This window comes from Nonomuraea sp. B5E05 (genome assembly GCF_039880665.1).
In the GTDB taxonomy this organism is placed as follows: Bacteria; Actinomycetota; Actinomycetes; order Streptosporangiales; family Streptosporangiaceae; genus Nonomuraea.
In genome coordinates, this window is the sequence record NZ_JBDPMJ010000012.1 from 172,670 (window position 1) to 190,313 (window position 17,644).

The following is a 17,644-nucleotide window of genomic DNA, read 5'->3' on the forward strand; positions in this document are numbered from 1 at the left end:
GGCGTCACATGGGGATCAGACGCGGGTCCACTTCTGGTTGTTCGCGCCGTTACATGACCAGATGTGCACTGTGGTGCCGTTGGCAGTGCCGGCGCCGCTGACGTCGAGGCACTTGTTCGCCCCGACCGCGGTGATGCTGCCGTCGGCGTTGATGCGCCACTTCTGGTTGTCCTGGCCGTTGCAGTCCCAGATGATCACCGCGGTGCCGTCCGCCGTCCCGGCCCCGTTCACGTCCAGGCACTTGCCGCCATAAACCCGCAGCTCACCGGCGCTGGTCGAGGTCCACTGCTGGTTGGGCTGCCCGTTGCAGTCCCAGATCTGCGCCTGTGCGCCGTTGGCCTGCGAGGCGCCGTCGACGTCCAGGCAGCGGTTCGACCCCGCGCCCCGCAGCGCGCTCGTGCCGCCGGGGGACGAGCCGTCACCGTGCCCGACTCCCCTGCCGTTGAAGGTGATGGAGTCCACGTCGAACGAGTTCGCTGACGGCGCCTTGAACACGACGTGGACGTCGCGGGTCCCACCGGGGTCGGTGACCTGCACCGCGGGCAGCGACACGTAGGTGTTCCATCCCCCGGTCGCCGGTACAGGGCTGGAGGCGAGGAGGGGCCCGGTCGGCGAGTCGGCGTGCAGTTCGATGGACGCCCCGGTGTTGGACGGTGCCGAGACGCGGAAGGACACCGTGTCGATCCCCGACAGGTTGACCGGGCTGAAGGAGATCCAGTCATTGTTGGAGATGTCGCCGATGCGCCTGCCGCCTTCGGCTCCGGACTCGTCGATGACGCGGATTCCGGACGAACCGGTGAAGTGCTCGGCCTGCTTGTGTTTCGGCTGCAGGGTGATGCCGGCGGAGCCCTTCAGGCCGCCGCTGTCGGTGTAGTCGGCGGACAGGACGTAGTAGACGTTGGAGGCCTCGTCATGGCCGGAGGCGGTGGTCGTGACCGTCCCGGAGCAACCGGTGTACTGGCCGGTGTCGTGGGCGTGCTGGTCATGGCCGAGTGCTGTGATCACGTTGACCTTGGTGCAGTCGGCGGCGCCGTCCTCGGCGTCGGTGACGTTCACCGCGTAGTCCACCTCGTCGCCGAAGTCGATGAACCCGCCGTCGGGTGGGGCCGAGAAGGCCACCTCGGGGCGGGTGTTGCCGACGACGATGGGTAACGTGACGCTGCCGGTCTTCCCGCCGGAGTCCCGTACGGTCAGCTTGGCCGTGTAGGTGCCGTTGGTGGTGTAGGTGTGGGAGGGGTTGGCGCCGGCGGAGGTCGCGCCGTCGCCGAATTCCCACGCGTAGGTGATCGCGTCGCCGTCGGGGTCGGACGAGCCGGCCGAGGAGAACGCCACCGTCAGCGGCGCCGTGCCCGAGTCGGGATTGGCGCTCGCCTTGGCCAGGGGCGCGCGGTTCCCGGCCACGTAGTCGATCCGGTAGACGCTGTCGTCGGTGTTCGCGTGGCCGAAGCCGTTGCCCCAGTCGGCCATGTACAGGGCGCCGTCCGGACCGAACTTCATGTCGATCGGCGCATGCGGGGCCAGCTGTGCCGCCAGGGGGTTGATCTTGAGAAGGTTGCCCGAGGAGTCCAGCGGGAGTTCCTTGACGAAGTTGCGGCTCCATTCGTAGAGGAACGGCGTGCCGTCGAAATACTCGGGGAACTTGCGGTCGGAGTCGCTGGCGTCGTCGTAGCGGTAGAAGGGGCCGCCCATCGGGGCGGCGCCGCCGCAGCAGTCGATCTCGGGGAACTCGGCCGAGGCGTGGTAGTCGTACCACACGGTCGCGGGCTTGGCCGCGGGCAGATCGGTCAGGCCGGTGTTGTTGGGCGAGTCGTTGACCGGCGCCGAGCAGTTGAACTTCGCGCCGGAGGTGTTGGTGGCGAAGTTGTAGTCGTTGAACGGGATGTTGTCGCCGACGCAGTACGGCCAGCCGTAGAAGCCAGGCTCCTTGACCAGGTTCCACTCGACGGTGCCCTCGGGACCGCGGTTGGGGTTCGCCGCACCGGCGTCTGGGCCATAGTCACCCAGCGAGATCCACCCCGTCACCTGGTCGACCGAGAAGCGGAACGGGTTGCGGAAGCCCATCGCGTAGATCTCCGGCCGCGTCTTGGCGGTGCCGGGCGCGAACAGGTTGCCGGACGGAATCGTGTAGGTGCCATCGGATTCGGGGTGGATACGCAGGATCTTGCCGCGCAGGTCATTGGTGTTGGCCGAGGACCGCTGGGCGTCGTAATGTTCCCGGCCCTGCCGCTCGTCGATCGGGGCGTAGCCGCTGGACCCGTTCGGATTGGTGTCGTCGCCCGGGCCGATGTACAGGTTCCCGCCCGGACCGAACGCGAGGTAGCCGCCGGTGTGGCCGGGCTCGTCGACGTAGCGGTACGCCGGAACCTCGATCAACTTCTTCTCACTCGACAGGTCGAGGCTGGTGCCGTCGAAGGTGAACCTCGATACCCGGTTGACCTCGTCGCCGTTGGACGGCGAGTAGTTGACGTAGATCCAGCCGTTGGTGGTGAAGTCCGGATCCAGCGCCAGCCCGATGCCGCCGTCCTCGCCGCCGTCGTACACCGACAGGGTGCCGATGACGCGCGTGCCCCCGCCGTCGGTGGGGATCAGGTTGACCTTGCCGGAGCGCGAGATGTAGAAGACCCTGCCGTCGGCGGCCACGTCGAGTTCCATCGGCTGGTCCGGGGCGCCGTCGAGGGTCACCTTCTGGTACCGGTCCGCGACTGTGCCGCCGCAGTCGCCCGGCGCCGCGCCCGCCGCCCACTTCACCCCGCCCAGCAGGTGCTGCTGGAAGAGCGACTCAGCATAGGAGGACGTCTGGTGGCCCATCGCGGTGGCCCACACCCGGCCGCCCTCCGGGTTGTGGCACCAGGAGATCGGGTGGTCGGCGCCCATCGCGTTCGGCCCCGCGTCATAGGTGGTCTCGTCCGCGGTCACCAGGACGTGCACCGAGCCCCGCATGTTCTTGTCGAAGTTGTACCACTCCTCCGGGCGCACCCACCGGTCCGGCAGCCCCTCCGTGGAGGGGTGGGCCTTGTCGGCCACCTTGGCGGTGCCCTGCAGGATCGCCGAATGAGCGGTCATGTGGGCGCCGGCCAGGACGACCTGGTCCCACCAGGGAAACTGCGACTCGATGTTCATGTCGGTGGCGTTGTGGATCGCGACGACGCCGTGGCCACTGCGCACGTAGGCCTGGAAGGCCTGACGCTGGGCGTCGTTGTCCCACACCATGCCGCTGGTCTGGAACATGATCACCGCGTCGTAGGTGTTCAGCGTCGCGGTCGTGAAGACGGCGGAGTCCTCGCTGTGATCGAGCTGGAAGTCGTGCTCGATCGCCAGCTGCTCGAACATCGCGACACCCGCGGGGATGGAGTCATGCCGGAAGGCGCCGCTCGCCGTCTCGGTGAACAGCAGCACCCTGAACTGAGGTTCGGCCGCGTGCGCCACGTGCGGGGACAAGGACATCACGAGCCCCGATAAGGCTGCGACCAGGGCGGTGAACAGGCGTGATCTTCGCATGAAGGATCTCCTGAGAGGGTGCCGGCAACGGTCCGAGTCGGAGGGCGACGAGGGAGGACATGCGTCGTCTCGGCTCGCAAACGTACCCTTAAGCATGCTTATTTAGGGCATCGAACCGCATCTTTTCTACCTACCGAGTCAGCGCTTCAGCCGCGATCGCGAGAATTGACAGGTGAAAGGCAGTGACAATGATGCCGAAGCCGTCTCGACGCCCTCTGCTCGGCGAGATGAGTATGAAACTTTCAGATCGGTGTCAGAGGGCGCGTAGGTAGGCGAGGCCGTCCACGGCCAGCGCGTCCTGGCTCTCCGCGAGGGGCCGCCAGATGGAGGCCGCGGTGGCGATGGTCCGGTTGTGCGCGGTGAACGACTCGATGACGAGCGGCCCTTGATAGCCGGCGTCGCGCAGGGCCTGGGCGAAGCCCGGCCAGTCGAAACGGTCGGCCCCCGGCGTGCCGCGATCGGTGCCGCACACCTGCACGTGCGCGATGCGATCCGCCGCGACCCGCACCGCCTGGGCGGGATCCTTCTCCTCGATGTTCATGTGGTAGACGTCGAGTGCCAGGTGGCAGTCCTCGGGCAACGCGTCGAGCGCCTGCTCGACGGTGTTGAGGAGGCTGGTCTCATACCGGTTGAGCGGCTCGACCGCGAGTTTCACCCCGCGCTCGGCCGCATGGTCCAGGACGGGCCGCAGATGCTCGCGCAACTCCGCGTAGACCCTCCGGCGTTCGTCCGGCGAGAGCCGCCACGTACGGCCGACCGAGGCGTACGCCGGCCCCCCGATCACCGGGGAGCCGACGGTCACCGCCACGTCGACGCAGTGCCGCAGATAGTCCTGGGTGTCGCGGACGGTCTCCGGGGAGGCGGCCACGAGCTCGCGCCCCGGCGGCATGACCAGCACCACGGACGCGGCCAGCCCGTGCTCGGCCAGCACCGCCGCGGCCTTGTCCGGGTTCCAGTCGCCGGGTCGCTCGACGGGCAGCTCGATGACGTCGAAACCCCACCGGGCGATGCGGGGCGCGAGCCGCGCCAGGTCGTCGTCGGTCAGCGGGGAGACCCAGACCCAGGTGTTCACTCCGATGGAGAACATGGCGTACCTCCTCGTCGTCGGTTCGCGGAAAGGAGCCGGTCAGCTCTTCTTCCCGCCCCAGACCTCGGGGAAGCCGGGCAGGTCCTCACAACCGCACAGCGCGTAGTGCAGCGGCGGCATGTGGGGCTTGAGGTAGGCCGACAGGTTCTCGCTGGTCACCTTCGGCTGCGGCAGGTTCCACATCTCGGGCACCTCCTCGCCCTTGAGGATCTTCAAAGCGGCGATGATCGGGGTGCGCCACTGGTAGGTCGGGTACGTGGGTGCGACGGCGGTGAGGTCGGCGTCCTTCCACTTCTGCAGGAAGTCCTGCTGGTCCTCGCCGTTGATCGGCGGCACCGGCAGGCCGGCGTCCTCGAACGCCTCGATCGCGGCCACCGCCGTGGCACCGGCGTCCATCCAGACGCCGTCGATCTTGCCGTGCCGCTGGATGTAGTCGCTGACGATGCTCTTGGTCCTGGCGGCGTCACCGTCGGTGAACTCCACCCCCACCACCTCGAGGCGGCTCTTGTCGAAGACCACCTTCGCCGCCGACCAGCGGGTCTCCAGGACGTCGACGCCGGGCAGGATGCGCAGCGCCAGCACCTTCCCGCCCGCCGGCACCTTCTCGGCCAGGAACTCGGCGGCGTCGGCGCCGAAGGCGTAGCCGCCGATGGGCTTGATGAACGTCACCGGGCAGTCCGTCTCCACGCCCCGGTCGAACACGATGACGGGCACCTTCGCGCAGGCGGCCGTCACGGCGGGGGTGAGCGTCGCCGTGGTGTTCGGCGAGACGATCAGCGCGTCGCAGCCCTTGGCCTGCAGCTCGGCGATGTCGGAGATCTGCTTGTCGTCCTTGCCCTCGGCGTCCAGCGCGGTGAACTCCTCGATCTCCTTGTGCAGGCCCACCTCGGCCTGCATCGTCTTCCACCCGACCTGGCGCCAGGGGTTGTTGACCGCTGCGTTGGAGAAGCACAGGTGGTACGGCCCGTCCTTCTTGTACTGTGCCGTGTCGATCATCTTCGGGTCGATGGCCTGCTCCCAGGGCTTGGCAGCGGGGCCCTGCGGCGTCCGGGAACGCATGGCCAGCTGGGCGTCGAAGTCCGCCTGCACGAAGAACTTCGACTGCGCTCCAGTTCCTGAACCCTGAGCGCTCGTGGCGGGTGGCGCGGGTCGGGTGGTGGCCGTCGGCTTGTCGGTGGTACAGCCGGCGAGGACGAGCGCGGCTGACACGGCGATTACGGCCTCAAGGCGCGGCATGTGCGTCTCCTCTTCGGAGGGTGGACTTCCAGGGAAGTCGGATGGCTCCCGCCGCGACCGCGGCGATGATGATGACGCCCTGGACGGTGAACTCCAGCGCCCCCGAGATTCCGTACAGGTTGAGCAGGGTGAACAGCGCCTCCAGCGTGACGGCCCCGGCCATGGCGGCCAGCGCGGAGCCGCGGCCGCCGCCGAGCACCACGCCGCCGAGGACGACCGCGGTGATGGCGGAGAACTCCAGTCCCTGGCCCACCTGCGCCGAGACCCCGGCGAAGCCGCCGAGCAGGATCGCCGCGACGGCCGCGGACAGACCGGAGAGCATGAAGGCGAGGATCTTGACCCGGTCGACCCGGACCCCGGACAGTGCGGCGGCACGCTCGTTGTCACCGGTGGCCATGAGGGTCCTGCCGAAATCGGCGCGCATGAGCCAGATCGCCGCGCCGCCCACGGCCAGCAGGATCAGCACCGACCACGGCAGCGGCCCGAGGGCGCCGCGGCCGAACACCCGGAAGCCCTCCGACAGCGCGCCACGTGGCGCGCCACCGGTCCAGAGGAAGACCGCCCCGCTGAGGATGAGCAGCATGCCGAGCGTCACGATGAACGACGGCACCCGCAGCTTGGTGGTGCCCACGCCGTTGACCAGCCCGACGAGCAGCCCGACGACGATCAGCAGGGCGAGGACCGGCCAGGTGGCGGACTCGTCGCCGTCGATGAGCCGCGCGGCGATCACCACCTCGGCCGTCACCAGCGAGCCGACCGACAGGTCGAACTCACCGGAGACGATGACGAAATATTGTCCCGCGGCGAGGATCACCAGCGGCGCGGCCCGTTTGAGGAACGCCAGGAACCCGGCGGGCTCCAGGAAGTAGGGATTGGCGACCGCGATCGCGGTCAGCAGCACCACGAGGACCGCGAGGATGGGTAAGGCCCGCTTCATGCCGACCGCCTCGTTCCGCGCCGGGCGTAGACGGCCACCGCGATGACGATGACCACGCCGCGGACCACGTCCTTGACGAAGGAGTTGACCTCGAGCTGGTTGAAGACGGTGTCCAGGACGGCCAGCAGCAGGACCCCGCCCACGGTTCCCGCGACCCCGCCCTTGCCTCCGGCCAGCGCGGTCCCGCCGAGCACGACCGCGGCGATGGACTCCAGGTCATAGCCGCCATCGGTGCCCACCGTGGGCGCCCCCGCCCCGAGTCTGGCGGCCAGCAGCAGACCCGCGATGCCGGCGCAGACCGAGCAGAGCACGTGAGTGATCACGATGACGCGGGCCGTACGGATCCCGGACAGCCGGGCGACCTCCTCGTTGCCGCCCACCGCGTAGATCCGGTATCCCAGCCGGGTCCTGCTCAGCAGGAACCAGGCCACGACGGCCACGCCCGCCCACAGCATGGCGGAGACGGGTATCGGCCCGACGCGGGAGTACCCGAGGAGCTGGAACGACTCGGGCACCCTGCCCGCCGGGCCGTCGTACAGGTGGTCGACGATGCCCTTGATGATCAGAGCGACGCCGAGTGTGGCGATGAAGGCGTGGACCTGGAGCCTGGTGATGACCAGCCCGTTGACCAGCCCGACCAGGGAGCTGATGATCAGCACCGCGGCGACCGCCGGCCCGATGTTGCCGTCCTGGCCCGCCATGATCTCCGCCGCGACCAGCGAGGCCAGGCTGATCAGGTACGCCACGGACAGGTCGAGCGACCCGGCCAGGATCGCCAGCGTCTGCCCGATCGCCACGATGCCGAGTGCCGCGGAACGCTGCTGGATCCCGACGACGCTTTCCATGGTGAGGAACTGACCGCCGTCCAGCGCGACGAGGGCCCAACCGACCGCCACCAGGCCGAGCAGCGCGAGGAACACCACCTTCGTGGGTTCGCGCAGGTGCGCCGCCAGGCCACCGTGCGCCTGGCTGCGGCGGGCGCGCGTGAGCAGGTGCATTCACGCCACCTCTCCTGCGGCCAGGCGCATGATGGCCTCTTCCGAGGCCCCGGCCGGCAGCGCGCCCGCGATGCGGCCGTCGCGCAGGACGAGCACGCGATCGCTCATGCCGATGAGCTCGGGCAGTTCGGAAGAGATCATCATGATGGCCATGCCGTCGTTCGCCAGTTCGCGCATCTGGTCGTGGATCGCGGCCTTGGCCCCGACGTCGACTCCCCGGGTCGGCTCGTCGAACAGCAGCACCCGCGGCGCCATCGTCATCCATTTGACGAGCACGACCTTCTGCTGGTTGCCGCCGGACAGGTAGCGGACCTCCTGTTCCTGACGCGCAGGCGATAGGCGTACCCGTTCGAGCAGGTCGCGGACGCCGTCGCGGTTCCCGCGGCCCACCGCGCGGGCGACGAGCAGGACGTTGTCGCGCACGGACTGGCGCAAGGCGAGCCCTTCGGCCTTGCGGTCCTCGGTCACGAGCCCGATGCCCATGGCCACGCCTTCCCGGACCGAGCGCGGGCGCGACGGGATCATCTCCCCCGTGGTGAACGGCTCCGCGCCGAAGATCGCTTTGGCGAGCTCCGATCTGCCGGATCCCTGCAGGCCCGCGATGCCGACGATCTCCCCGGCACGCAGTTCCAGGTCTATGTCGTGGAGCTTGTGGTTGCCGGCTGCGCGCAGGCTGAGCCGTACCTCGCCGGCGCCCGCCGAGCGGGGCGGGAAGTAGGTGCCGAGGTCACGGCCCACCATCAGGCGGATCAACTCGTCCGGGGTCACCTCGCCGATCGGGAGCGTGGTGACGCGCGAGCCGTCCTTGAGCACGGTGACCCGGTCGGCGAGATCGAACACCTCGCGTAATCGGTGGGAGATGTACACGACGGCGACGCCGCGTTCCCTCAACCGCCCGATCAGCCGGTGGAGCAACGCGACCTCGTGCTCGGCGAGCGCCGCGCTGGGCTCGTCCATGACGACGAGCCGCGCGTTCACCGACAACGCCTTGACGATCTCGACGATCTGCTGCTGGGCCACCGGCAGGCGCTTGACGGCGTCGCGAGGGCCGAAGGGATCCTCGCCCAGCTCGTCGAGGAGCCGCGCGGTCGCCTCCTCCATGGCGGCGCGGTCGACCAGGCCGCGCCTGACGGGCTCGCGCCCGAGGAACACGTTCTCAGCGACGGTGCGCTCGGGCAGCAGGTTGAACTCCTGGTGGATGATCGCGATGCCGGAGCGCAGCGCCTCAAGCGGATGGCCGAAGGCGACGGGCCGGCCGTCGATCTCGATCGTGCCCTCGTCCGGCGCGTGAACCCCGCAGATGATCTTCATCAGGGTGGATTTGCCCGCGCCGTTCTCGCCGACGACGGCGTGGACCTCGCCGGCCGTCACATCGAGGTCCACCCCGGACAGCACCCGCACGCCCAGGAAGCTCTTGCCGATGCCGCGCATGGTCAGCATCCGGTCAGCCTCCCCGTCCCCGGTGACCCCCGGGCGTGCTCGGCAGCCAGCGAGGAGTGGGCGCCGTCCCTGCTCGGGGGCCATCGGCAGGTTTCAGGCCCATATCCGTCATGTTGCGGGATGCTAAGCGGGCTTATGTCGATGGTCAAGCAAAAGTTGGCCACCGGCGCGACATAATGAGGGGGCCGCGACAGGCGGCATCCCCATAAGAGAGCGGGTGTTGAGCGCGCCCGACGCGGCGGACCGGCGACGATGGCCGTAGGCGGCGGATGATAGGACAGTGATAAGCCTACTTATGCTTGACCATCGACAAAAATAGCTTTTACCATCGCGGAGACTTACCTACTGGATGCCTTCGCATGCGGGGTAGTCCCGACACGATGGAGCTTTCATGGACAAGCTCGGTGTGTGGCTTATCGGGGCACGAGGATCCGTGGCGACCACTGCCATCGTGGGCGCCGCGGCCATCAAGGCGGGAGCGGCGTCCCCCCGTGGATGCGTGAGCGAGTCCGCCGGCTTCCCCGGGCGGCTGGTTCCGCTGACCGACCTGATCTTCGGCGGCCATGACGTCGCCGAGACCTCCTTACGCAAGCGCGCCGAGCAGCTGGGCAGAGCAGAGGTCATATCACCGGACTTCCCGGGGTTGCTCGCATGCGATCTGGACGCCGCCGACGCCGAGATCCGGCCGGGCTACGTCCCCGGTGACGGCGGCCGGGCCGCGACCCGGCTGATCGACGACATCACCGGCTTTCGCGCCCGGCACGGGCTGGCCCGGGTGGTGGTCGTCAACGTGTCGTCGACCGAGCCCCCTGTGGATTCACGCCCGGAGTTCGAAAGGCTGGCCGACCTCGAGGAACGGCTCGCCGTAGGGGACGACGTCCTGCCGCCGAGCTCGCTGTATGCCTATGCGGCGTTCCACGCGGGGTGCGGCTATGTGGAGTTCACCCCCTCCACCGGGCCGACCCTGCCCGCCCTGGCGGAACTCGCCGCCCAGCGGCGCGTGCCGTACGCGGGACGCGACGGCAAGACCGGGGAGACCCTGGTCAAGAGCGCCCTGGCGCCCATGTTCGCTGACCGGGCGCTGCGTGTCCGCTCCTGGTCCGGGCTCAACCTGCTCGGCGGCGGCGACGGGGCGACACTCGCCGATCCGGCCGCCAGGTCCAGCAAGCGGCTCTCCAAGGACCAGGTCGTCGCACAGGTCCTGGGAGGACCCGTGGAGGGTGAGACGCACATCGACTACGTCCCGGATCTCGGAGAGTGGAAGACCGCCTGGGACCACGTGAGCTTCGAGGGCTTTCTCGGCGTCCGGATGACGTTGCAGTTCACCTGGCAGGGCTGCGATTCGGCGCTGGCCGCTCCGCTCATCCTGGACCTGGCCCGGCTGGTCGCCCGCGCGCACGAGAAGGGGCGGCACGGCGTCCTGCCCGAGCTCGGATACTTCTTCAAGAGCCCGCTGGGGACGGACGAGCACGCCCTGGCCGCCCAGTACGCCAGGCTGCGCGCCTTCGCCGAGGAGCTGTCATGAGGGCGCTGCTCGAGCTGGTCCGCGCACCTGCCGCACTGTCGGTGCCGGGGGACACCATGGCGGGGGCCGCCGCCGCGGGGCGGCGTCCGGCACCCGGCCTGGCCCTGGCGTCGGTGCTCATGTACTGGTCGGGAATGGCGCTCAACGACTGGGCGGACCGTGACGTGGACGCCGTCGAGCGTCCTGAGCGCCCGATCCCGTCGGGCCGGGTCCGCCCGGGCGCCGCGCTCGGGCTCGCGGCCGCCCTGACCGGCGCGGGCCTGTCCACCGCCGCCCTCGCCGGCGGCCGTCGCGGTCTCACCGTCGCCGGCCTGCTGGCCGGCGCGGTGTGGGCCTACGACCTGCGCCTCAAACGGACGGTGGCGGGACCGGCGGCGATGGCGGCCTGCCGCGTGCTCGACGTGCTTCTGGGCGCGGGCGAGCAGGCGAGGTCCGCGGTGCCGGCGGCGCTGGCGATAGGCGCGCACACCTACGGGATCAGCGTCCTCGGCCGCGCCGAGGTGACGGGGGCGACCCGCGGGACCGCCGAGCGCGCGCTCGTGGCCAGCACCGTGGCGGCCGGGCTCGCGGCCGCCTCCTGCGCGCGCAACGGAGCCACCGCCCGGACCGGAGCGGGCGTCCTCATCGCCGGCTATCTCGCCTCCACCCTTCCGGTCCAGGCCGGGTTACGGACCCTTCCCGACCCCGAGAACGTACGGCAGGCCGTCCGCCTGAGCATCCTCGGCCTGATCCCGCTCCAGGCGGCGGCGGTCGCCGGTGGCGGCCGGTTCGCGATGGCGGGCGCGCTGCTGTGTTCGCTCCCCGTGGGAAGGTGGCTCTCGTCCCGGCTGGCGACATCGTGAGGTGGGCCTACTGCACCAACGGCTTCGCCGGGCACCGGCTTCCCGAGGCGCTCGCGGTCCTGGCCGATCTGGGGTACACAGGTGCGGCCATCACGCTCGACCACGGTCATCTCGACCCCCACTCCCCCGGGCTGGCCGCGGAGGTGTCCAGGATCGCCGGGATCCTCGATCGCCTCGGCCTCGGTGCCGTCGTCGAGACGGGCGGGCGCTACACCCTCGATCCCATGCGCAAACACCATCCGACCCTCATCAGCGACGACGCCGAGCGCAGAGTGGAGTTCCTCATCACGGCGATGCGCGTCGCCGCCGACCTGGGCGCTCCCGTGGTGCATCTGTGGAGCGGCGTACGGCCCGACGGCATGCCGGAGGCGGAGGCGTACACGCGGCTGGCCCGCCAGTGCGCACGGCTGCTCGACGAGGCCGATCAGGTGGGCGTCACGCTGGGGTTCGAACCCGAACCCGGGATGCTCGTCGCCGACCTGGACGGCTTCGAGCGGCTGCGCGCGATGCTCGGCGCCCACACCCGGTTCGGTCTCACCCTCGACATCGGGCACTGTCACTGCGTGGAGCGGGAGGACCTGGACACCTGTGTCCGGCGGGCGCTGCCGTACACCGTGCACGTGCAGATCGAGGACATGCGCCGGGGAGTCCACGAGCACCTGGAATTCGGCGAGGGTGAGATCGACTTCGTACCGGTGCTCGCCGCTCTGCACGGCTACTCGGGTTTGGTGGCCGTGGAACTGGCCCGGCACAGCCATGCGGCCCCGCAGGTCGCCCGCCGATCGATCGACTTCTTGAGGAGGGCACATGAAGGAGCCGGCACAGGAGTGGCTGGCACAGGCCGTCCGGCAGGTCGAGGCTGACCCGCAGGCGATCCACCGGCTCTTCCCGCAGGCCGAACGGCGGGGCGGCCCGGGCGCCCGGCGCGCGCTCCTCGGCGCGCTGCACGGCCACCACGCGCTGGTCCGGAGCTTGTACGAGGCGGGCGACAGCGGTGAGCGGCTGGCGATCCTGACCGTCCTGCACGAGCTCGACCTGGAAGGCACGGCGGTCGCGCTGGTGGAGGACGCGCTTCGCAGCAATGACGCGCGGCTGGTCGCCGCGGCCCTCGGCCCGTACGGCTCGGCGTGGCTGGGCGACCACTCCTTCCGGCAAGGGGTGCTCAAGTGCGTCTTCATGTCGATCCCCCTGGTGGCGGTGGCCGAGCTGGACCGCCGCTTCGACGCCGAACTGGCCCGGATGTTGTCGGACTACGCGGCGGAGTTGCAGGCGGCCGGCCGGCCCGTCCCGCGCGACGTCCTGGAGAGGATCTGAATGCGCATCTTCGACCCCCACGTCCACATGACCTCCCGGACCACCGACGACTACCAGCGCATGCACGCCGCGGGGGTCCGGGCCGTCGTCGAACCCGCCTTCTGGCTGGGGCAGCCCCGTACCAATGTGGGCAGCTTCCTCGACTACTTCGACGCGCTGCTCGGCTGGGAGCCCTATCGCGCCGCGCAGCACGGCATCCACCACCACTGCGCGCTCGCGCTCAACCCGAAGGAGGCGAACGATCCGCGGTGCGCGGCGGTGCTGGCCGAGTTGCCGCGATACCTGCTGAAGGACTCCGTCGTCGCGGTCGGCGAGGTCGGCTACGACTCGATGACGGCAGAGGAGGAACGGGCGTTCGAGGCCCAGCTCGCCCTGGCACAGGAGAACGACCTTCCGGTACTCGTGCACACTCCGCATCGGGACAAGGCCGGGGGCACCCGCCGGACGCTCGACGTGGTGCGGGCGGCCGGGATACCCCCCGTGCGGGTGCTCATCGACCACCTCAACGAGATGACCGTCGGCATGGTCGCGGAGTCGGGCTGCTGGATGGGGTTCTCCATCTACCCGGACACCAAGATGGACCCGGACCGGATGGTGGCCCTGCTCAAGCAGTACGGCACGGACAGGATGCTGGTGAACTCGGCCGCCGACTGGGGGCGGAGCGATCCGCTCAAGACGCGCGAGGTGGCCGACGTCATGCTCGCGGCCGGCTTCGGCGAGGACGACGTGGATCGGGTGCTGTGGCGCAATCCGGTCACCTTCTACGGGCAGAGCGGCCGGCTCGACCTCAGGACCGGCTCGGAAGCCGGCGCTGACTACGCCGGCAACACGATCAAGCGGGGCTGACCATGCGGCTGCGCCATGCGGACGGCTCGACGGTGCATCTTTCCTACTGCACCAATGTCCACGCCGCCGAGGATCTCCCCGGCATTCACGGTCAGCTGTCCGGCGTCGCGGCGCGGGTCAGGCGCCTGCTCGGCGTCGAACGGCTCGGGCTCGGGCTGTGGCTGTCCCAGCACGCCGCCGCGGACCTCACCGCCCGGCCCGAAGAACTCGCGGCGCTGCGCGCGCGGCTGACCGCGCTCGGGCTGGAGGTCGTGACCCTCAACGGGTTCCCCTACCGCGGCTTCCACGACGAGATCGTGAAGTACCGCGTCTACACTCCTGACTGGTCCGACGCGGAGCGGCTGCGCTACACGCTCGGGCTCGCCGAGATCCTCGCCTCGCTGCTGCCGGACGACGTCACCGAGGGCACGATCTCGACCCTTCCTCTCGCCTGGCGGACCGGGTGGACGAGAGAGAAGGCGGCGGCGGTGATGGCCAATCTCGACGCGGTCGCCGCGGGCCTGCGCGCGCTGGCCGGCCGTACCGGCAAGGTGATCCGGCTGGGCTTCGAGCCGGAGCCCGGCTGCATCGTCGAGACGACGCCCCAGGCGAGCGCCTTGCTGGGTGACGTGGACCACGACCACCTCGGCCTCTGTCTGGACGCCTGCCACATGGCCGTGGGTTTCGAGGAGCCTGACGCGGGCGCCGCCGGCGGGTTGCCGATCGTGAAGCTCCAGGCGTCGTGCGCCTTGGTGGCGCCGCCGGGGGCGCAGCGGGCCCTGGCCGCGTTCGACGAGGCCCGTTTCCTCCACCAGACGCGCTCCGCCACCGGATACGCCGACGACCTGGGCGAGGCCCTGGCCGGTGGCCTGCCCGCGGACGAGAGCTGGCGTGTGCACTTCCACGTCCCGCTGCACGACGCGCCGCCCCCTCCGCTCGCCACCAGCGCCCCCTACCTGCGGGACCTGCTGGGGGCGCTTCTCGGCGGGGAGCGTCCGCTGACCAGGCACGTCGAGGTGGAGACCTACACGTGGAACGTGCTTCCCGGCGCGCCTTCCGACATCGCGCACGGCATCGCCGCCGAGCTCCACTGGATGCGGGCGCAACTGGCCGCCCTCGGGCTGAAGGAGACGTGGTGACTCCTCCGCTCCCTGAAGGGAGCGGCTTCTCGCTAAGCCGCTTGCGCAGCCTGGCGAAGGGCAAGCCCTGCCCTCATGATGTTGATCGCCGCGTTGACGTCGGCGTGCGCGGTATGGCCGCACGCCGTGCAGGCGAAGTCGGCTTGGGTGAGGCGGTTCTCCCGTGCGCTGTGCCCGCAGCGGGCGCAGGTGCGGGAGGTGCCGGCGGGGTTCACCGCGATCAGCTTGCGACCGGCGCTTTCAGCCTTGTGCGCGAGGACCGTCAGGAACACCCCCCAGCCCGCGTCCAGGATCGACCGGTTCAGGCCGGACGTGGCGGCGACGTTGCGGCCGGGAGCTTCAGTCGTGCCGGACGCCGAGCGGGTCATGTTCGCGATCCGCAGGTCCTCGTGCACGATCACGTCATAGGCGCGGACCAGGCCGAGCGCGGCCTTATGCGCGCCATCCAGACGTTGCCTGCGCACCTTGGCATGCAGCGCGGCCACGCGGGCCACCGCCTTACGCCGCCGCGTGGAACCCCGTTCCTTGCGGGCGAGGTCTCGCTGGGCGTCGGCCAGACGGCCGGCGGTGGCGGCCAGGGGGCGGGGGTTGCTCAGATGCTGTCCGTCGGAGGTGGTGACGAGCGACGCCACGCCCATGTCGATCCCCGCGACCGCGCCGGTGGCGGGCAGCGGCTCGGCGGGCACGTCGTCGCACGACAGCACCACGAACCAGCGGGAGCCCTCCCGCTTCACCGCGATCGTCTTCACCCGCCCCTTGACCGGCCGGTGCCGGTGGACGCGGACATGCCCGACACCCTGGAGCCGCACGTAGGTGGCGGTCGGGTGCTCGGGCTGGGAGTCCCACCGGCAGCCGTCGCCGTCCCTGGGCCATTCGACGGTGTCGAACCGGCCGCGCCCTTTGAAACGCGGGAAACCCGGCGCGCGACCCTCGCGGACCCGCTTGAAGAACGCGGCGAACGCCTTGTCGAGCCGTCGCAGGGTGGCCTGCTGGGAGGAGAACGACCAGCGCGCCTGCCCTTCCGGGTCGTCGGCGCGGATGTGTTTCAGCTCGGCCGACTGCTGGCCGTAGCGGACGCTCACGCCCGCCCTGGCGTAGGCGGTACGGCGGTGCTCCAAGGCGGCGTTGTACAGCGTGCGGTGGTCTTCCAGGCACGCCGCCAGCGCCGCCGCCTGCCGGGCGGTGGGGCGCAGCAGGAATCTGAACGACCTGCGCACACCCATCCCCCCATCACGTTCGGTAACGACACCGCCACGATATCGGCTGGCGCCGACAAAACCGGGAAGGACATCCGTGATGCGCAGACCTGACAGGTCAGGGCACGCTCGGGCCTTGACGGCCCTCCCGCGTCCGATACACCCGTCGCCCCAAGACGACGGTCCCCTCAGGAGACTCTGATGGCACCGCTGATCGTGATCAATGTTGTCGGGCTCACCCCGCGCCTGCTCGCGCACATGCCGAACGTGGCGAAAGTGGGCTCGGCGGCCGCGCTGCGGCCCGTGTTGCCCGCCGTCACCTGCTCGATGCAGGCCACCCTGCTGACCGGTTCGATGCCCCGCGACCACGGCATCGTGGGGAACGGGTGGTACTTCCGGGATCTCGGCGAGGTGCTGCTGTGGCGCCAGCACAACGCGCTCATCCAGGGCGACCAGTTGTGGACCGCCGCGACCGGCCTGCGCACCGCCAACGTCTGCTGGTGGTACGCGATGGGCGCGCCGACCGACCTGCTCGTCACCCCGCGTCCCGTCTACCACGCCGACGGCCGCAAGTCGCCCGACTGCTACACCCGCCCGCCCTCACTCCACAACGACCTCGAGGCCGCGCTGGGGCCGTTCCCCCTGTTCACCTACTGGGGACCCAACGCGGGGATCGCCTCGTCCGAATGGATCATCGCCGCGGCCCGCCGCATCCTGGCCCGCGAACGGCCGGATCTGCTGCTGGTCTACGTGCCGCACCTCGACTACGACCTTCAGCGGTACGGTCCCGCCGGTCCCGAGGCGATCGCGGCCGCCCGCGCCGTCGACGCCGCGCTGGCTCCGCTCCTGGCCGAGGACGCCGAGGTGGTCGTGCTCTCCGAATACGGCATCACCCCGGTGTCACGCCCGGTGGACGTCAACCGGGCGCTGCGCACCGCTGGTCTCCTGGAGGTCTACGTCCAGGCCGGGATGGAGTACCTCGACCCGTGGACGTCCCGGGCCTTCGCCGTCGCCGACCACCAGGTGGCCCACGTGTACGTGCGCGACCCCGGCGACCTCGACCGCACCCGCGCCGTCATCGCCGAACTGGCCGGCGTGGACGAGGTGCTCGACCAGGCGGGGAAGGCGAAGTACGGGCTCGACCACGAACGCGCCGGCGAGCTCGTCGCGGTGGCGGAGCCCGACGCCTGGTTCACCTATTACTACTGGCTCTCCGACGACCGCGCCCCGGATTTCGCCAGGCTCGTGGACATCCACCGCAAACCCGGCTACGACCCCGCGGAGTTGTTCATGGACCCGCGCGATCCGTTCGTCAAGCTGCGCGCGGCGGCGGCGCTCGCCAGGAAGAAACTGGGCTTCCGGTACACGATGCGGGTGGTGCCGCTCGACCCGGCGCCGGTGCGGGGCAGTCACGGCCGGCTGCCGGATCTCCCCGACGACGGACCGCTGATCATCGCTCCCTTCGACCGTGACTCGTACGAGGCGACCGAGGTCAAGGGGCTCCTGGCCTCCCTGGCTCGGACAGGCCGCTGAACGCGCACCGGCACCGCGACCGGCGGTGGCAGGGGATGGCGGCGGTCGCTGAGCCCCGTGGCTCGCGCGGCCCC

General features: G+C 70.2%; 14 protein-coding genes. 7 read left to right on the plus strand and 7 right to left on the minus strand.

Annotated elements, in window-relative coordinates; translation table 11 throughout:
- Window positions 1-15: 15 nt before the first annotated feature.
- The 6 genes from ABGB01_RS23555 to ABGB01_RS23580 all read right to left on the minus strand — a co-directional run bounded on the left by ABGB01_RS23555 (window position 16) and on the right by ABGB01_RS23580 (window position 9,196).
- A complete protein-coding gene (locus ABGB01_RS23555; protein ID WP_347775702.1) occupies window positions 16-3,498 on the minus strand; it encodes a lectin in 3,483 nt (1,160 codons plus the stop codon).
- Window positions 3,499-3,751: 253 nt separating this feature from the next.
- Window positions 3,752-4,585, minus strand: a complete 834-nt coding sequence (locus ABGB01_RS23560; protein ID WP_347775703.1) for a sugar phosphate isomerase/epimerase family protein — start codon at window positions 4,583-4,585, stop codon at window positions 3,752-3,754.
- A 39-nt stretch (window positions 4,586-4,624) separates the two neighbouring features.
- A complete protein-coding gene (locus ABGB01_RS23565) occupies window positions 4,625-5,821 on the minus strand; it encodes an ABC transporter substrate-binding protein (protein WP_347775704.1) in 1,197 nt (398 codons plus the stop codon).
- Window positions 5,808-6,758, minus strand: coding sequence for an ABC transporter permease (locus tag ABGB01_RS23570; protein WP_347775705.1), 951 nt, complete (start codon window positions 6,756-6,758; stop codon window positions 5,808-5,810). The genes ABGB01_RS23565 and ABGB01_RS23570 overlap by 14 nt, the downstream gene beginning before the upstream one ends.
- Window positions 6,755-7,756 (minus strand): ABC transporter permease, encoded by a 1,002-nt coding sequence (locus ABGB01_RS23575; protein ID WP_347775706.1) that lies wholly within the window; start codon window positions 7,754-7,756, stop codon window positions 6,755-6,757. The genes ABGB01_RS23570 and ABGB01_RS23575 overlap by 4 nt, the downstream gene beginning before the upstream one ends.
- The gene (locus ABGB01_RS23580; protein ID WP_347775707.1) at window positions 7,757-9,196 is read right to left on the minus strand and encodes a sugar ABC transporter ATP-binding protein; all 1,440 of its coding nucleotides are present in this window, start codon (window positions 9,194-9,196) and stop codon (window positions 7,757-7,759) included.
- 391 nt (window positions 9,197-9,587) lie between these two features.
- On the opposite strand from ABGB01_RS23580, the gene ABGB01_RS23585 reads away from it, so the two are divergent.
- Genes ABGB01_RS23585 through eboE form a run of 6 tightly spaced genes read left to right on the plus strand, consistent with a single transcriptional unit; the run spans window position 9,588 to window position 14,841 of the window.
- Window positions 9,588-10,721, plus strand: a complete 1,134-nt coding sequence (locus ABGB01_RS23585) for an inositol-3-phosphate synthase (RefSeq protein ID WP_347775708.1) — start codon at window positions 9,588-9,590, stop codon at window positions 10,719-10,721.
- Window positions 10,718-11,563 carry an SCO3242 family prenyltransferase gene (locus tag ABGB01_RS23590; protein ID WP_347775709.1) on the plus strand — a complete coding sequence of 282 codons (846 nt, stop codon included), beginning with the start codon at window positions 10,718-10,720 and terminating at the stop codon, window positions 11,561-11,563. Before ABGB01_RS23585 ends, ABGB01_RS23590 begins: the two co-directional genes overlap by 4 nt.
- Window positions 11,560-12,426, plus strand: coding sequence for a sugar phosphate isomerase/epimerase family protein (locus ABGB01_RS23595; RefSeq protein ID WP_347775710.1), 867 nt, complete (start codon window positions 11,560-11,562; stop codon window positions 12,424-12,426). The genes ABGB01_RS23590 and ABGB01_RS23595 overlap by 4 nt, the downstream gene beginning before the upstream one ends.
- Entirely contained in the window at window positions 12,371-12,877 is a 507-nt protein-coding gene (locus ABGB01_RS23600) for an EboA domain-containing protein (RefSeq protein ID WP_347775711.1), read from the plus strand. Before ABGB01_RS23595 ends, ABGB01_RS23600 begins: the two co-directional genes overlap by 56 nt.
- A complete protein-coding gene (locus tag ABGB01_RS23605) occupies window positions 12,878-13,723 on the plus strand; it encodes a TatD family hydrolase (RefSeq protein WP_347775712.1) in 846 nt (281 codons plus the stop codon).
- A gap of 2 nt (window positions 13,724-13,725) precedes the next feature.
- Window positions 13,726-14,841 carry a metabolite traffic protein EboE gene (gene eboE / locus ABGB01_RS23610; protein WP_347775713.1) on the plus strand — a complete coding sequence of 372 codons (1,116 nt, stop codon included), beginning with the start codon at window positions 13,726-13,728 and terminating at the stop codon, window positions 14,839-14,841.
- Between the two features lie 32 nt (window positions 14,842-14,873).
- Here eboE and ABGB01_RS23615 read toward each other — a convergent pair whose 3' ends face one another.
- Window positions 14,874-16,064 (minus strand): transposase, encoded by a 1,191-nt coding sequence (locus ABGB01_RS23615; protein ID WP_347775714.1) that lies wholly within the window; start codon window positions 16,062-16,064, stop codon window positions 14,874-14,876.
- A 174-nt stretch (window positions 16,065-16,238) separates the two neighbouring features.
- On the opposite strand from ABGB01_RS23615, the gene ABGB01_RS23620 reads away from it, so the two are divergent.
- Window positions 16,239-17,570: a nucleotide pyrophosphatase/phosphodiesterase family protein gene (locus ABGB01_RS23620; protein WP_347775715.1), complete on the plus strand. Its 1,332-nt coding sequence runs from the start codon at window positions 16,239-16,241 to the stop codon at window positions 17,568-17,570.
- The last annotated feature ends 74 nt before the right edge of the window (window positions 17,571-17,644 follow it).

Bases quoted from the DNA above. Each gene is read 5' to 3' on its own strand.
- eboE (WP_347775713.1), top strand. From the start codon at position 13,726: ATGCGGCTGCGCCATGCGGACGGCTCGACGGTGCATCTTTCCTACTGC.
- ABGB01_RS23575 (WP_347775706.1), bottom strand. From the start codon at position 7,756: ATGCACCTGCTCACGCGCGCCCGCCGCAGCCAGGCGCACGGTGGCCTG.
- ABGB01_RS23580 (WP_347775707.1), bottom strand. From the start codon at position 9,196: ATGCTGACCATGCGCGGCATCGGCAAGAGCTTCCTGGGCGTGCGGGTG.
- ABGB01_RS23570 (WP_347775705.1), bottom strand. From the start codon at position 6,758: ATGAAGCGGGCCTTACCCATCCTCGCGGTCCTCGTGGTGCTGCTGACC.
- ABGB01_RS23590 (WP_347775709.1), top strand. From the start codon at position 10,718: ATGAGGGCGCTGCTCGAGCTGGTCCGCGCACCTGCCGCACTGTCGGTG.
- ABGB01_RS23605 (WP_347775712.1), top strand. From the start codon at position 12,878: ATGCGCATCTTCGACCCCCACGTCCACATGACCTCCCGGACCACCGAC.
- ABGB01_RS23620 (WP_347775715.1), top strand. From the start codon at position 16,239: ATGGCACCGCTGATCGTGATCAATGTTGTCGGGCTCACCCCGCGCCTG.
- ABGB01_RS23560 (WP_347775703.1), bottom strand. From the start codon at position 4,585: ATGTTCTCCATCGGAGTGAACACCTGGGTCTGGGTCTCCCCGCTGACC.
- ABGB01_RS23565 (WP_347775704.1), bottom strand. From the start codon at position 5,821: ATGCCGCGCCTTGAGGCCGTAATCGCCGTGTCAGCCGCGCTCGTCCTC.
- ABGB01_RS23585 (WP_347775708.1), top strand. From the start codon at position 9,588: ATGGACAAGCTCGGTGTGTGGCTTATCGGGGCACGAGGATCCGTGGCG.
- ABGB01_RS23615 (WP_347775714.1), bottom strand. From the start codon at position 16,064: ATGGGTGTGCGCAGGTCGTTCAGATTCCTGCTGCGCCCCACCGCCCGG.
- ABGB01_RS23555 (WP_347775702.1), bottom strand. From the start codon at position 3,498: ATGCGAAGATCACGCCTGTTCACCGCCCTGGTCGCAGCCTTATCGGGG.
- ABGB01_RS23600 (WP_347775711.1), top strand. From the start codon at position 12,371: ATGAAGGAGCCGGCACAGGAGTGGCTGGCACAGGCCGTCCGGCAGGTC.